Source organism: Streptomyces rubellus (genome assembly GCF_036323805.1).
Classification (GTDB): Bacteria; Actinomycetota; Actinomycetes; order Streptomycetales; family Streptomycetaceae; genus Streptomyces.
The window spans coordinates 138,124-151,342 of record NZ_JAZDCX010000010.1; the positions used below are offsets into that span (position 1 = coordinate 138,124).

Genomic DNA, 13,219 nt, shown 5'->3' on the forward strand with positions numbered 1-13,219 from the left:
TCTGCACGCACTGTGCGCGAACCGATCGCCCCTTCGCAGAGCTCGTGCCCCGGAGGTCGTCGACCTTGCGGTCGCGCCGGAGGCGCCAGACGGCCCTGGAGTCGGCGAGGTGGCGGATCGCGTACCGCCACGGCCCGGTGGGGGAGCGGCTGACTAGGATCACCGGAGCGGTCCGGGGCGACGGGCATCCGGGCCCACGGGACTCACGAGGGGGACGAGCATGCGCAGGACCGTCATTACCGGGTCCGCCCTGGCCGTGGCGACCGTACTGCTGCTGGCGGGCTGCGGCGGGGACGAAGACGCCGGGAAGAAGGACACCCCCTCGGCCGGGCAGAGCGAACAACCCGGCGGGGAGGACGGTGGCGAGAAGGACGGCGCCAAGGGCGGCGAGGTGACGCGCGAGGTCACCCTGGAGGTCCAGGGCACCGGAAAGACGCAGATCGCCTATGTCGCGGGCAGCAACGCCACCGAGCAGGTCACCCTGCCGTGGAGCAAGACGGCCGAGGTCTCCCTGACGCCCGCGGAGCAGAAGGTCGGCGTCCTGGTGTCCGTCCTGCCCGGTTCGGTGCAGGGCCCGGACGGACAGCTCAAGCCCGTGCCGTGCACCATCGAGGTGGACGGCGAGCAGGTCGACGACAACAACGACGGGCGGGACGTCACCGGCTGCAAGCACCTGCTGAAGTGAGCACGCCGCCCGGTCCGGGCCCGTGCGTACGGGCCCGGACCGGGCGCGACCGTTCCGGCGCCGGTCAGCCGGCGGGCTTCTCCCACACCGAGACGTGCTTGCCGCTCTCACCGGTGAACGGCTCCCGCGTCCAGTCCGCCCACCGCTCGCGCAGCCGCATACCGGCCAGCCGCGCCATCAGGTCCAGCTCCGCCGGCCACACGTACCGGAAGGGGATCGACCGGAACGAGCCGCGCCCGTCGACCACCTCGACGTAGTTCGAGCTCATCGCCTGGGTGGCGGGGTCGTAGAGGTCGTACGCCCACCCGGTGGGGCTGATCCGGAACGGCACGACGCTCTGCCCCGGCGGGAGCCTGCGCAGGTCGGGGACGCCGACCTCGACGACGAAGCAGCCGCCGGGCTCCAGATGCGCGGCGGCGTTGCGGAAGCAGTCCACCTGCGCGTCCTGCGTCGTCAGGTTGCCGATGGTGTTGAAGACCAGGTACGCGAGGGAGAACGTCCCGGCCACCCGCGTCGTCGCGAAGTCGCCGATGGTCGCGCCGATCCCGTCGCCGCCCGGTTTGGCGCGCAGCCGGGCGACCATCGCCCGGGACAGGTCGATGCCGTGGACCGGCACCCCGCGCCGCGCCAGCGGCAGCGCGACGCGCCCCGTACCGACGCCCAGCTCCAGGGCCCGGCCGCCCTCGCCGCGGCCGGCCAGTTCCGCCAGGAAACCGACCATCGGTTCCAGGGCCTCCGGCGTGGACATCCCCGCCGTCGACTCGTCGTACGTCGCCGCGACGCTTTCCCCGAAGTAGCCGTCCTCGTCGTCAGCCATGCCGCGACGGTACTGCGGGGCGCTCACGCGACGCCTCCGGTTTTTCCGCTGCGGTACGCGGGAAGGCGGCGGCCGGTTGCACCACCGCACCATTCCTCACACTCCCCTCACCGGCCTCTCATCTCGTGCTCACCGGGCCCCCCTAGCGTCCGGGCAGACCCGGGCCCGGGCGCCGAGGAGTGGAGGGAACGGACATGACCGAGGAGCGGTTCACCGTCGCGCCGGGGACGCGGCTGCTGCACATCGGGCCGTACAAGACGGGGACGACCGCGCTCCAGGGCGCCTTCCACCGGGCCCGCGAGACGCTGGCCGCGCACGGCGTCGTCTACGCGGGACGGGACCGCCAGGCCAAGCGGCCGGCCGTCGCGCTCACCTCCCCCACCGGCCCGCGGGAGCCCTGGGAGGAACTGTGCCGGGAGGCCGCCGCGGCGGGCGGCAGCAGGGTGGTCGTCAGCAGTGAGTTCTTCTGCGACGCCGATGCCGCCGCGGCCCGGGAGGCGGTGCGCGGACTCGGCGCGGGCCCCGGCGGAACACCCGGCGGCCGGAGGGACGTACACGTCGTGGTGACCCTGCGGCCCCTGCTGAAGATCCTCCCCTCGCACTGGCAGCAGTACGTCAAGCACGGCCTGCGCGACTCCTACGAGCAGTGGCTCGACGGAGTGCTGCGCCGCCCCGAGCGGTGCTCCACGCCCGAGTTCTGGCACCGGCACCGCCATGACGCCCTGCTGGTGCGGTGGATGGACGCCGCCGGGCCGGACGATGTCACCGTCGTCGTCACGGACGAGACCGCGCCGCGGCGGATCTTCCGCACCTTCGAGGGGATGCTCGGCCTGCCCGACGGGCTGCTCGTGCCGGAGGAGGACGGCGTCAACCGCTCCCTGACGGCGGCCCAGGCCGAGCTGCTGCTGCGGCTCAACCGCAGGCTCGCCGAGGACCCGGTGCTCGACGCGCCGCGCCAGAAGGTGGTGCGCGAGGGGATCGTCCCGCAGCTGCAGGCCTACCGGCCGTCCCGCGACGAGCCGCGCATCGCCACCCCGGCCTGGGCCCAGCAGGCGGCGGCGGAGGTGGCCGGGGAGATGGCCGAGGCCATCGCCAAACTCGGGGTCCGGGTCCTGGGCGACCTGTCGGCCCTGACCCCGCCGCCGGGCGGCCCCACCGGCCCCGTGGCGCCGGAGGCGGCACCCGTCGACGCGGCGGTGGAGGCCGTACTGGGCGGCCTCGCCGCGGGCGCGGCCTTCGCCCGGTACCGGCAGCCGGAGCCGGGCGCCATCGACGACTTCCCGGTCCGCAAGGTCCCCACCCGGGACCTGCTGCGCGTCGTCCACCGCCGCGGGGTGCGCCGGCTGCGCCGCGGGCTGGCCGGGGGGCGCGGCTGAGCCGCGCGCACGCGGGCGCGCCGGGGCGGGACGCCGACTTCACCATCCGCCACGTGTACGACTGACGCCGTGCCGGGCTCCGTGGGCAGAGCCGCTCGCCGCGTGCGGGCCGTGCCCGTACCGACCCGGCCGCGTAGGCGACCCCCGCCGGGAGTGAGGGCCGCCTTACGCGGTCAGAGCGCTCGCAGGGCTGCCACCGAGGCGACCATGCCATCCCGTTCCAGTGAGCCGAGCACGTCCTGCACGGTCCCCGGCGGTTTCTTCCAGCCGTCCGCGATCTGGCGCACCAGCGCATACACGGTGGCCGGATCCAGTCCGGTCTGGTCCTCGATGAACGCGTCGGGGTGCTTGGCTTCCACGTCCCACGGCGACAGAACGGTGTCAGAGCAGTCCCATCTCCTGGCCCAGCTCGGTCAGCCCCTCTGCCGCTCGGCGACGGCGTTCGTCGTCCCGCCGCTTGTACTCCAGCAGCGAGGAGGCCGTGATCCTCCGGTCTCCGCCGACCTCGTGGTACCCGATGTCTCCCGCCTCCAGCAGCCCGACGAGAAAGGAGAGGGAGACGTTGAGCAGGTCGGCTGCCTGCTCAGCGGTGAGTTCCGCGTTCTGGGGGATGGATGAAGGGCTGTGGCCGACTGGTTCCGCATTCTCCAGCGGCAGGCGGACGGTCCGGTCGTCCGGCTTGTTCGTGTGTGGCTCCTTGCGAGCGGTCAGGGCACGGATTTGGGGGCCTTCCCCGTTGCTCCCCGCTGCGTCCGCCACCGAGGCAGCAGCAGGAGACGCATGGCCTGACCGTGCTCCTCATGCCGCCAGGAGTTAGGGAGGGGCGGCCTGTTCTGTGCGGCAGCCGCGGCAGAGGCCGGGGGTGGGGGAGCGGAAGGCGCGGTCACAGCCGTCGCAGTTCTGGAGTGGTACGGGACGCGGGCGCGGTGGCGCGGTCTCGGTGGGTGGTGGTGCGGCCGGGAGCGGCGGCCACCGCAGCGACGATCACGCAGACGGCCGCCTCCCTGAGGGCGGCGGTCTCCACCACCACCGCCCGGATCGCGGCCACCACCCTGGTCGGCGCCGCCTTCGGTGGCATCGAGACCGTCGCCGTCGACCTCGCGGTCGCCCAGCCCATGCGCATCCACGCCGGCCTCCAGGACGGCCTGAACCTCGCCCAGGCCCGCGAGGCCGGGATGTACGGCACCATGTTCGGCGCCGGGCTCGGTGGTGCCGGAAGCAGCGCCAAGGCGATCAACGACGCGGACGGCATCTACAGCGCCCTCAACCACATCCGACTCGGGCCGGTGACGCGGCCGAGCCCGGCCTTCCCCGGCGGTTTCCCACCGGGGGCGATGCCGGGCTCGGGCCTGGACAGCGGTCTGAACGTCGCCTGGCGGGACATACCGGAAGAGGTCAGGAAGAGATTCCTCGCGGGCAACCGGTTCAACACGGACAACCACCCGCGCTACACCCACAACGAAGTACACCTCAAGAGCGGGAAGCAGGTGGACTCCTATGTACGCGGAAAGGAGATAGCCTCGCGCAAGTACACGCAGCTTTCGGAAATCCAGACCAAGAGCGCCAAGGACTACCTCAACGAACTTGCCGACAAGTACAAGCCTGGCGAGGTGATACGGAGCGGAAAGTATCCGGAAATTTACGGAGAGAAGCTCCGCGGGGCCATGATCCTGGAGGTCCCTGCGCGGAAGAACCCGATCCCTCAAGAAGTCATCGAGCACGCACAGGGCCTTCGTATCACGATCAGAGACGTCAGTGGCAAGATGTATACGTGCGGGAGGACGTGTGAGCATTATTTACTGTGAGCGTTGGAACGACCGCTTCAGTAAACCCATCAATGTCCTGACCGAGGAGGAGGCGTACGCGCGGCACATAGCAGGGAAATTGTACACCGCGGTGTCTCGCCCGGTCAGCGACTCTCCTGCGCGGAGGGCTGTCGAGATTCGATTGGAAGTCGGGTGTACCCGTGTCTACTTCTACGACTCCGATGGGCGTATCGAGATCACCTACACTTTTGGCCGGCGTGAGGAGAGAATGTTCCTGGAGGGGGTTACCGCGTGCACCTATGAAAAGGATGGAGTCTTCCTCCGCGAGAACCAGGCGTCACGGGTCGAGATCGACAGCTACAACGAAGACGGAAGTGGGCTGCGTATTGTCCGGGACGAGAAGAACGACGAGTGCTACATGCAGGAACTTCAGCTGGCGCCGGACGGGACGCTCGACGACTTCTGGGAGGATGTTCCGCGATTCGGCGAATACGACAGCATCGCACGGGCCGTGCGTAGTCAACCCCCTGCCCCCTTCGTGTGATGCCGCAGAGAAAGTCTCACGTGTCCGCCTCGGCGCCTTCCAGGGGCACTGGTGGGGCTCTTGCATGTCTGGGGCAAAGCGATGGACTGCTTCCCGGTGCCGGGGTTCCGTTTCTCCGAGGTCCAGAAGATCCTCGCCGCATACGCTGCGGTGGACTGTGTGTTCACTGACACTTCTGAGTGGCCGGGACCGGCGCTGGAGTCCCATCTCGGGGAAGCTGCACAGAACCCGGAAAGCGCTGCGAAAGCACTCCGGCAGATCGACGACCTCCTCTCGGTCGACCTCTTCTCGGCCGAGATCAGGGATGAAGTGGCGCTGATGCCGCAAGTCAGTCCCACGGGTGGAAGGAGCGTCGAAGAAAGTTTCTGGATCATCCGCAAGCACCTTGTCTCCTTTCTTGAAGGAGACTTGGAGCGGCCTGTTGTCCCACCGCAGAAGCCGGAGGAGTGGAGGGAGCGCTCTCCCGAGATTTCCCATCTGCTCGGCGCCTACTTCCATCAGGACTCGCTGAACATATATGCCTCCCATCGGGAGGCGGTTGACGACTACATTTCCGGTACACCTGCTGAGGACCGCCGCCGTGCGGCAAAGGAGGGGCTGACTCTGCTGAGAATGGTCGAGGACAAAGAGAGGCTCGAGGACGCCGTGCTGGCCGTGGGAATGCAGGTCTATCCCCCGAGGGGGGTGAGGTTGCGCAGGTGGATGACGGACTTGGCGGACATCATCAAGAATGACGGCGAATGCTGAAGCAGCCCCTGCGGCTTCTGTGCCGAAGTGGGATCTCCTGGAATCAAAGGGGAGACACAAGCGATGTGCCTTCTCTCCGCCGTGGGGGAGCTGGACGCCGATCGCCTCGTGACCGCCCTCGCCGAGATCTTCCGGGCGGCCCCGGAAGAAGTCGAGGTGGTCGATGAGGGAGACGATCCGGAGGGACGGAACTGGAACGCTCTCGTCCACTGCGATCGTTCGGCGCTTCGGGGTCATATCTCGTGGTTCCTGGACGTCTACGTCCAGAAGCAGGTGGCCGAGCGGCCCAGTGGGGCGGAGGTGGCCCGGCGACTGGCCGGGAGGCTGTGGCGCGTGGTGCTCTATCCGGCCGACGGGGTGCGGCCCAGCGCCTATTGGCTGGTGACGCCGGAAGGCCTCGTCACCCGCGCCAGGCTGTACGAGTCGGACGACGAGGAGCCCGTCTACACCATCGACGCGGTGGAGGACCCCGTTCCCCACCTGCCCGATGTCCGGGTCGAACTGATCCGGGAGGTCATCAGGGAGCAACCCGACCCGACGCCGGTCTCCGGCGAATTCTCCGCCTCCGCGGAGGCGTGCCCGGGGACCGGCGACGCCCTCTGGTGCGCCATGGACAGCCTGGGTGCGTGGGAGAAGAGCGTGTACCGCGTAGAGAGCGACTGGCCGCCCCGTGGACGCTACCCGGCGGACACGTACGCCGAGGACCTGGAGATACGGGACGAGATCGGTGGGATGCTTCCCGCCCTGCCGCAGGAGCTCGGCGACCTCCTCCGGTGTTCGGCGGAGCGGGTGGACGAGCGTTTCCGGGATGCCACACGGGACGACGGCGGGCAGGCCCTGAGCGCGGCACTCGGCATCTCACGCATCGCACTGGCGGACAAGGGCTGGTGGTGGCACCGGCGTCCGGTCCGGCTGTCCTGGGAAGGACTCTGAGCGTGGGCCCCGGACGGGCGGTCCGCCGTGGGGGCCACCGGTAGGCGTTCCGGCGGCGGGCGGTGACTGTGGCCCTCTCGCCCCGCCTGCTGTCGCCTCGGTCGCCGACGAGTTCTCTCCCGTCATCTGCGCACCTTCACCGCTGAGCCCTCTGACGCCGCCTCGCGGCGGCCCGGCCGGTCCCGCTCTGCCAGGCATGCGAGCCCGGTGGTCGCCGAGGCGGACCAGCGTTCTGTGAACTGTCCGGCACCGGAAGGTTGCGTTCGGTTAGGGTTCGCCGCACGAACAGCACTGCCAGGGGGGCGGGATGACTGACATACAGGCCGAGGGCGACATATCGCGCAGACGGCGGGTGCACGGGCAGCCGACGGCCGGGAAGCGCTCGGGTGGGGGAGAGCAGACGGGGGGCCGTGCCGCGATCCGCGGGAGGTTCGCCGCCCTCGGGGTGCTCGGCGTCTTCCTGCTCGGGGCCTGCTCGGGCAGTGGTGCCGGGGCGGAGCCGGCGGAGACCGCCACCGCCACCGCCACCGTGACGGCGAAGCCGGAGCGGATCTCCTCCCAGAAGGGAGTGACCCTCAAGGACGCCCGGAAGGCCGCCGAGGGCGCCGGGTACACCGTCTCCGTCCACAGCGCCAACAAGGGCGGCGCCGAGCCTTCCGAGAACTGGAAGGTGTGTTTCGAGGGCATCGGATACGGCACCGTCGACTACGGAGCCGTCGAGGAAGGCGCCCTCTGCCCGAAGAAGGACGGCGGCCCGCTCGCGTGGCCCAAGGCTCCCGGTGTCACCGGGAAGACCTACGCCGAGGCCGTCAAGGCGCTGACCGAGGCGGGCCTGGACGAAGGAAGGATCAGCGCCGACTCGGCGTACAAGGACGTGTCCTTGACCCAGGCCGAGGTGGAGAGCGACGCGGACGGGTACAAGGTCTGCTTCCAGTCACTCAAGGCCGGCGCGGACGTCAAGCCCGGCGCCGAGGCGACGCTGACCCTGGTCGAAGGCGGCTCGTGCCCGTCGAAGAAGGGCACCTACCAGGACAGGAAGAACGATCCCGGCTACACCCCGCCGCCCCCGCCGTCCTCCTCGGAGCGGGACAGCGGCTCCGGCGGCTCCACCGGCGGCGCGGGCGGTTCCGCCGAGTGGAACGGCCAGTGCGAGCTGACCTCCCCGGCGGGCAACTGCTACCGGGCCGGTCAGTTCTGCGCCAACAGGCACGTCGGCATGCGGACACACGACGCCAACGGCCGGGTCATCTACTGCAAGGTCCGCGGCGACGGACAGCGCTGGAACTACTCGTGAGCGTGCCTCTGATCTGACTCGGCCTCTGCCGAGGGGAGCCGGTTTCACACCTCAGTTATAGAGCGAACCGGAAGACGGGTTCGGTGGCCTCCTGCGGGGGCCGCCGAGCCCGTTTCGTCTGGGATCGGCAAGGTCCTGTAGGAGGCCGCCGACGGGGACTTCATCTGGCCGCGCCGTCTGTTCGCTGCGTCGTCCGGTGGGTCGACGCCGAGCGCGCCGAAGGCATCCGGTGCCGGGGGAGCGGCACCGCGAACTCGGGCTACAGAAGCGGAATTTACTATTCGAGTGATTTCCTGACTTCTGGCATGGAGTGCGGCTTTTCCATGCCTAATCTGATCGGTGGCGGCTCGCGGGCGCAGGGGCGGTTGTCGAATCAGGGCCGGTGTCTGTGCGGCCTGTACGGCGTGACGGTCCGGAAGCGGGCGCCGTTGGGCAAGGACACACGACACGCGGGAGGCTGATTTACGCATGAGTGTGAACGGCGACGGTGCGGGGCGCGCGGAGCACACGACGGACGGTGCGGACGATGCCCGGTGGGAGACGGATCCGGATGACGAGTACTGGCCGATCGCGGAGGCGGCCGGGCGTCAGGTGAAGGTGTGGCGGGAGTCGACGGATCTGACGCAGGCGGAGCTGGGGGTGGCGATCGGCTACAGCCTGAGCATGGTCTCGTCGGTGGAGCGCGGCAAACGGCTGGCGCACCCGGAGTTCCTGGAGAAGTCGGACAAGGTGCTGGGGGCGGGCGGCAAGCTCGCGGCGATGAAGAAGGACGTGGCCCGGGCCCGGTACCCGAAGAAGGTCCGCGACCTGGCCAAGCTGGAGGCGGAGGCCGTCGAGCTGGGGTCGTACAACGACCACAACATCGACGGCCTGTTGCAGACGGAGGAGTACACCAAGGCCCTGTTCGAGATGCGACGCCCGGTGTGCAGCGAGGAAGAGGTCGAACGGCAGGTGGCCGCCCGAATGGCCAGGCAGGAGATCTTCACGCGGAAGCCCACGCCCATGCTGTCCTTTGTCCTGGAAGAGGTGACCCTCCGGCGCCCGCTCGGAGGCAGAATGGTGCTGCGGCGCCAGCTCGAACACCTGCTGGAAGTCGGACAACTGCGGCACGTCGACATCCAGGTGATGCCGACGGACCGCGAGGACCACGCCGGAATGGGTGGTCAGCTCCAACTGCTGAAACTCGGCAACGGCACGACACTGGGGCACTGGGAGGCTCAGCTCTCCCACCGCCTGGTCTCCGACGCCAAGGAAGTCCAGACGCTGGAGATGCGGTATGGGATCATCCGAGCCCAGGCCCTCACGCCGTGTGAGTCGATGGCCTTCATCAAGAGACTGCTGGGAGAGATGACATGACGCTCAAGCTCTCTGCCGGAGACGGTTCCGCGCTGGAGTGGGTCAAGAGCAGCCACAGCAGCAATGACGGGCCGGCCTGCGTCGAGGTCGCGGCCACCCCCGGCACCGTCCACGTCCGCGACTCCAAGGACGCGCGGGGCCCGCGGCTCGCGTTCGCTCCGGAGGCGTGGAGCGGCTTCGTGGCGTACACCGCCGGTCGCTGACCGCGAACCGCCTGTGCCCTCATGCCCGGCTCTGACCGGATATGGGGGCACGCTGCCGTGCGGTTGGTCGGAAGAATCCGTTGGGGCGGCTGAACAGACCGCCGTGGAAGTCGGCCCTTGCCCCCGGCGGTTGTCCGCCGGGCCGAACCGGGCCGCCGCCACGCCCAGGGCACCGAGCGGTTGAGCGCGGCACCTTTGCCGCGACCACGGGTGACGTAACGGTCACCCATGGTGCGGTGCGGGGCGACGATCCGATGATCGACGACGGGGGTTCGGACGTCCTCGCGCGGGGTAACGTGATAGGTCTCGATTGGCGGCCCGCCTGGGCCTTGTGGCACACTGTCCAAGTTGCTCGGTTGAGCGCCGATGCTGCGCGCCTCCCGCCGGGAGGACCGGAAGCGAGTCCCAACGTATTCGTCGCCCCTCATCAGGGACGGAAGTACGGGAATCTTCCGGGAAGTGTCAGCGGGGTGCCGGCCAGGCGCCCGGTGGGACGAACTCCCCGGTCCGCGGTCCCACGTACCGCGTCACCCGTAACAGGGAAATCCTCCAAGGGATATCCATGTCAGCAGGGACGCGACACGCCCGACCGCGTGGGTCGGAGAGGGCAAGGGCCACCGGGTCCCGGAGCGTGACGAGAGACAGGACTACGAAGTAGCCATGGCGGGACAGAAGATCCGCATCCGGCTCAAGGCCTACGACCACGAGGTCATCGACAACTCGGCGAAGAAGATCGTCGAGACGGTGACCCGCACTGGTGCGTCGGTCGCGGGCCCGGTGCCGCTGCCCACAGAGAAGAACGTGTACTGCGTCATCAAGTCGCCGCACAAGTACAAGGACTCGCGCGAGCACTTCGAGATGCGCACCCACAAGCGCCTGATCGACATCCTCGACCCGACGCCCAAGACCGTTGACTCGCTGATGCGCCTGGACCTGCCGGCCGGCGTCGACATCGAGATCAAGCTCTGAGAGGCCCGGTAGAGATGACCACGAAGCAGATCAAGGGTGTCCTGGGCGAGAAGCTCGGCATGACCCAGGTCTGGGACGAGAACAACCGTGTCGTCCCGGTCACTGTCGTCAAGGCCGGACCCTGTGTCGTCACCCAGGTGCGCACCGCTGACAAGGACGGCTACGAGGCCGTCCAGATCGCCTTCGGCGAGATCGACCCGCGCAAGGTGAACAAGCCCCTCAAGGGCCACTTCGCCAAGGCCGACGTGCCCCCGCGCCGTCACCTGGTGGAGCTGCGCACCGCCGACGCCGCCGAGTACACGCTCGGCCAGGAGATCACCGCCGAGGTGTTCGAGTCCGGCACCAAGGTCGACGTGACCGGCAAGAGCAAGGGCAAGGGCACCGCCGGTGTCATGAAGCGCCACGGCTTCGCCGGCCTCGGCGCCGGCCACGGCACCCAGCGCAAGCACCGCTCGCCCGGTTCCATCGGCGGCTGCGCCACCCCGGGCCGCGTGTTCAAGGGCCTGCGCATGGCCGGCCGCATGGGCAACGAGCGGGTCACCACCCAGAACCTGACCGTCCACGCCGTTGACGCGGAGAAGGGACTGCTGCTCATCAAGGGCGCGGTTCCCGGTCCGAACGGCGGCCTCGTCCTGGTCCGTACCGCGGCCAAGGGGGCCTGAGGTAGATGAGCACCATTGACATCCTTTCGCCGGCAGGCGACAAGGCCGGGACCGTCGAGCTCCCCGCGGAGATCTTCGACGTGCAGGTCAGCGTTCCGCTGATCCACCAGGTCGTCGTCGCACAGCTGGCCGCTGCCCGCCAGGGCACGCACAAGACCAAGACCCGCGGCGAGGTCCGCGGCGGCGGCAAGAAGCCGTACCGCCAGAAGGGCACCGGCCGCGCCCGCCAGGGCTCGACCCGCGCGCCGCAGTTCGCCGGCGGTGGCGTCGTGCACGGCCCGGTGCCGCGCGACTACTCGCAGCGCACCCCGAAGAAGATGAAGGCCGCCGCCCTGCGCGGTGCCCTCTCCGACCGGGCGCGCCACGACCGCGTCCACGTCGTCACCGGCGTGGTCGAGGGCGAGGCCCCGTCCACCAAGGCCGCCAAGGGTCTGCTCGGCAGGATCAGCGAGCGCAAGAACGTGCTGCTGGTCGTCGAGCGGAGCGACGAGGCCGCGTGGCTGTCCGCCCGCAACCTGCCCCAGGTCCACATCCTGGAGCCGGGTCAGCTGAACACCTACGACGTGCTCGTCTCCGACGACGTGGTCTTCACCAAGGCCGCCTTCGAGAGCTTCGTGGCCGGCCGTACGGCTGCCGAGCGCGAAGGGAGCAACGCCTGATGAGTGAGGCGACCGTCACCAGCAAGACCTTCTCCGACCCCCGCGACATCCTGATCAAGCCGGTGGTCTCGGAGAAGAGCTACGCGCTGCTGGACGAGAACAAGTACACGTTCGTCGTCGACCCGCGTGCCAACAAGACCCAGATCAAGCAGGCCGTCGAGACGGTCTTCTCGGTCAAGGTCACCGGGGTCAACACGATCAACCGGCAGGGCAAGCGCAAGCGCACTCGGACCGGCTACGGCAAGCGCGCCGACACCAAGCGCGCCATCGTGACCCTCGCCGAGGGCGACCGTATCGACATCTTCGGCGGTCCGGTCTCCTGACGGAGGCCGTACCGTCCGATATCGGACGAGGACTGAGAAATGGGTATCCGCAAGTACAAGCCGACGACTCCGGGCCGTCGTGGCGCCAGTGTCGCCGACTTCGTCGAGATCACGCGGTCCACGCCGGAGAAGTCGCTGGTCCGCCCGCTGCACAGCAAGGGCGGCCGTAACAACGCCGGTCGTGTGACCGTCCGCCACCAGGGCGGTGGCCACAAGCGCGCCTACCGTGTGATCGACTTCCGCCGTCACGACAAGGACGGCGTGCCGGCCAAGGTCGCGCACATCGAGTACGACCCGAACCGCACCGCGCGCATCGCGCTGCTGCACTACGCCGACGGCGAGAAGCGCTACATCCTCGCCCCGGCCGGTCTGAAGCAGGGCGCCCGCGTCGAGAACGGCCCCGGTGCCGACATCAAGCCCGGCAACAACCTGGCGCTGCGCAACATCCCGGTCGGTACGACCATCCACGCCATCGAGCTGAGCCCCGGCGGCGGCGCGAAGTTCGCCCGCTCCGCCGGCGCCTCCGTGCAGCTGCTGGCGAAGGAGGGCCGCATGGCCCACCTCCGCATGCCCTCCGGCGAGATCCGCCTGGTCGACGTCCGCTGCCGCGCGACCGTCGGCGAGGTCGGCAACGCCGAGCAGTCGAACATCAACTGGGGCAAGGCCGGCCGCATGCGCTGGAAGGGCGTCCGCCCGACCGTCCGCGGTGTGGTCATGAACCCGGTCGACCACCCGCACGGTGGTGGTGAGGGCAAGACCTCCGGTGGTCGTCACCCGGTCTCGCCGTGGGGCAAGAAGGAAGGACGTACTCGCTCGCCGAAGAAGGCCAGCAACAAGTACATCGTCCGCCGCCGCAAGACGAACAAGAAGCGCTAGGAGGCGGGT

At 69.3% G+C, this 13,219-nt stretch carries 17 protein-coding genes; 14 read left to right on the plus strand and 3 right to left on the minus strand.

Annotation, left to right across the window (positions count from 1 at the left end):
- Positions 1–220 precede the first annotated feature (220 nt).
- Positions 221–685, plus strand: a complete 465-nt coding sequence (locus V1L54_RS14045) for a hypothetical protein (protein WP_330118318.1) — start codon at positions 221–223, stop codon at positions 683–685.
- A gap of 64 nt (positions 686–749) precedes the next feature.
- On the opposite strand, the gene V1L54_RS14050 is transcribed toward V1L54_RS14045, so the two are convergent.
- A complete protein-coding gene (locus tag V1L54_RS14050; RefSeq protein WP_330118319.1) occupies positions 750–1,502 on the minus strand; it encodes a class I SAM-dependent DNA methyltransferase in 753 nt (250 codons plus the stop codon).
- A gap of 194 nt (positions 1,503–1,696) precedes the next feature.
- Here V1L54_RS14050 and V1L54_RS14055 point away from each other — a divergent pair, with 194 nt between their 5' ends.
- Entirely contained in the window at positions 1,697–2,878 is a 1,182-nt protein-coding gene (locus V1L54_RS14055; protein ID WP_330118320.1) for a hypothetical protein, read from the plus strand.
- A 173-nt stretch (positions 2,879–3,051) separates the two neighbouring features.
- Here the strand turns inward: V1L54_RS14055 and V1L54_RS14060 are convergent, their stop codons facing one another.
- Both V1L54_RS14060 and V1L54_RS14065 read right to left on the minus strand, forming a co-directional pair.
- Positions 3,052–3,237, minus strand: a complete 186-nt coding sequence (locus tag V1L54_RS14060) for a VapC50 family PIN domain-containing toxin (RefSeq protein ID WP_330118321.1) — start codon at positions 3,235–3,237, stop codon at positions 3,052–3,054.
- A gap of 22 nt (positions 3,238–3,259) precedes the next feature.
- Positions 3,260–3,637 (minus strand): helix-turn-helix domain-containing protein, encoded by a 378-nt coding sequence (locus V1L54_RS14065; RefSeq protein ID WP_330118322.1) that lies wholly within the window; start codon positions 3,635–3,637, stop codon positions 3,260–3,262.
- 167 nt (positions 3,638–3,804) lie between these two features.
- Here V1L54_RS14065 and V1L54_RS14070 point away from each other — a divergent pair, with 167 nt between their 5' ends.
- The 12 genes from V1L54_RS14070 to rplB all read left to right on the plus strand — a co-directional run bounded on the left by V1L54_RS14070 (position 3,805) and on the right by rplB (position 13,210).
- Positions 3,805–4,683: a hypothetical protein gene (locus V1L54_RS14070; RefSeq protein ID WP_330118323.1), complete on the plus strand. Its 879-nt coding sequence runs from the start codon at positions 3,805–3,807 to the stop codon at positions 4,681–4,683.
- Positions 4,664–5,188 (plus strand): hypothetical protein, encoded by a 525-nt coding sequence (locus tag V1L54_RS14075; RefSeq protein WP_330118324.1) that lies wholly within the window; start codon positions 4,664–4,666, stop codon positions 5,186–5,188. Before V1L54_RS14070 ends, V1L54_RS14075 begins: the two co-directional genes overlap by 20 nt.
- A 51-nt stretch (positions 5,189–5,239) precedes the next feature.
- Positions 5,240–5,935 (plus strand): contact-dependent growth inhibition system immunity protein, encoded by a 696-nt coding sequence (locus V1L54_RS14080; RefSeq protein WP_330118325.1) that lies wholly within the window; start codon positions 5,240–5,242, stop codon positions 5,933–5,935.
- A gap of 63 nt (positions 5,936–5,998) precedes the next feature.
- Positions 5,999–6,868 carry a hypothetical protein gene (locus tag V1L54_RS14085; protein ID WP_330118326.1) on the plus strand — a complete coding sequence of 290 codons (870 nt, stop codon included), beginning with the start codon at positions 5,999–6,001 and terminating at the stop codon, positions 6,866–6,868.
- A 307-nt stretch (positions 6,869–7,175) separates the two neighbouring features.
- Positions 7,176–8,162, plus strand: a complete 987-nt coding sequence (locus tag V1L54_RS14090) for a PASTA domain-containing protein (RefSeq protein ID WP_330118327.1) — start codon at positions 7,176–7,178, stop codon at positions 8,160–8,162.
- Positions 8,163–8,630: 468 nt separating this feature from the next.
- Positions 8,631–9,518 (plus strand): helix-turn-helix domain-containing protein, encoded by an 888-nt coding sequence (locus V1L54_RS14095; protein ID WP_330118328.1) that lies wholly within the window; start codon positions 8,631–8,633, stop codon positions 9,516–9,518.
- Positions 9,515–9,721, plus strand: coding sequence for a DUF397 domain-containing protein (locus tag V1L54_RS14100; RefSeq protein WP_330118329.1), 207 nt, complete (start codon positions 9,515–9,517; stop codon positions 9,719–9,721). Before V1L54_RS14095 ends, V1L54_RS14100 begins: the two co-directional genes overlap by 4 nt.
- 660 nt (positions 9,722–10,381) lie before the next feature.
- Positions 10,382–10,690 (plus strand): 30S ribosomal protein S10, encoded by a 309-nt coding sequence (gene rpsJ / locus V1L54_RS14105; protein WP_016473429.1) that lies wholly within the window; start codon positions 10,382–10,384, stop codon positions 10,688–10,690.
- A gap of 14 nt (positions 10,691–10,704) precedes the next feature.
- The gene (gene rplC / locus V1L54_RS14110; RefSeq protein WP_330118330.1) at positions 10,705–11,352 is read left to right on the plus strand and encodes a 50S ribosomal protein L3; all 648 of its coding nucleotides are present in this window, start codon (positions 10,705–10,707) and stop codon (positions 11,350–11,352) included.
- 5 nt (positions 11,353–11,357) lie between these two features.
- On the plus strand, positions 11,358–12,011 hold the full coding sequence (gene rplD / locus V1L54_RS14115; RefSeq protein WP_330118331.1) for a 50S ribosomal protein L4: 654 nt from the start codon (positions 11,358–11,360) through the stop codon (positions 12,009–12,011).
- Complete coding sequence (gene rplW, locus V1L54_RS14120) at positions 12,011–12,334, plus strand: 50S ribosomal protein L23 (protein WP_100201531.1); 324 nt, start codon at positions 12,011–12,013, stop codon at positions 12,332–12,334. Before rplD ends, rplW begins: the two co-directional genes overlap by 1 nt.
- A 39-nt stretch (positions 12,335–12,373) precedes the next feature.
- Entirely contained in the window at positions 12,374–13,210 is an 837-nt protein-coding gene (rplB, locus tag V1L54_RS14125) for a 50S ribosomal protein L2 (protein ID WP_100201532.1), read from the plus strand.
- Positions 13,211–13,219: the final 9 nt, after the last annotated feature.

Coding starts and splice junctions, on each gene's coding strand:
- V1L54_RS14045 (WP_330118318.1), top strand. CDS start 221: ATGCGCAGGACCGTCATTACCGGGTCCGCCCTGGCCGTGGCGACCGTA.
- V1L54_RS14050 (WP_330118319.1), bottom strand. CDS start 1,502: ATGGCTGACGACGAGGACGGCTACTTCGGGGAAAGCGTCGCGGCGACG.
- V1L54_RS14055 (WP_330118320.1), top strand. CDS start 1,697: ATGACCGAGGAGCGGTTCACCGTCGCGCCGGGGACGCGGCTGCTGCAC.
- V1L54_RS14085 (WP_330118326.1), top strand. CDS start 5,999: ATGTGCCTTCTCTCCGCCGTGGGGGAGCTGGACGCCGATCGCCTCGTG.
- V1L54_RS14090 (WP_330118327.1), top strand. CDS start 7,176: ATGACTGACATACAGGCCGAGGGCGACATATCGCGCAGACGGCGGGTG.
- V1L54_RS14095 (WP_330118328.1), top strand. CDS start 8,631: ATGAGTGTGAACGGCGACGGTGCGGGGCGCGCGGAGCACACGACGGAC.
- V1L54_RS14100 (WP_330118329.1), top strand. CDS start 9,515: ATGACGCTCAAGCTCTCTGCCGGAGACGGTTCCGCGCTGGAGTGGGTC.
- rpsJ (WP_016473429.1), top strand. CDS start 10,382: ATGGCGGGACAGAAGATCCGCATCCGGCTCAAGGCCTACGACCACGAG.
- rplC (WP_330118330.1), top strand. CDS start 10,705: ATGACCACGAAGCAGATCAAGGGTGTCCTGGGCGAGAAGCTCGGCATG.
- rplD (WP_330118331.1), top strand. CDS start 11,358: ATGAGCACCATTGACATCCTTTCGCCGGCAGGCGACAAGGCCGGGACC.
- rplW (WP_100201531.1), top strand. CDS start 12,011: ATGAGTGAGGCGACCGTCACCAGCAAGACCTTCTCCGACCCCCGCGAC.
- rplB (WP_100201532.1), top strand. CDS start 12,374: ATGGGTATCCGCAAGTACAAGCCGACGACTCCGGGCCGTCGTGGCGCC.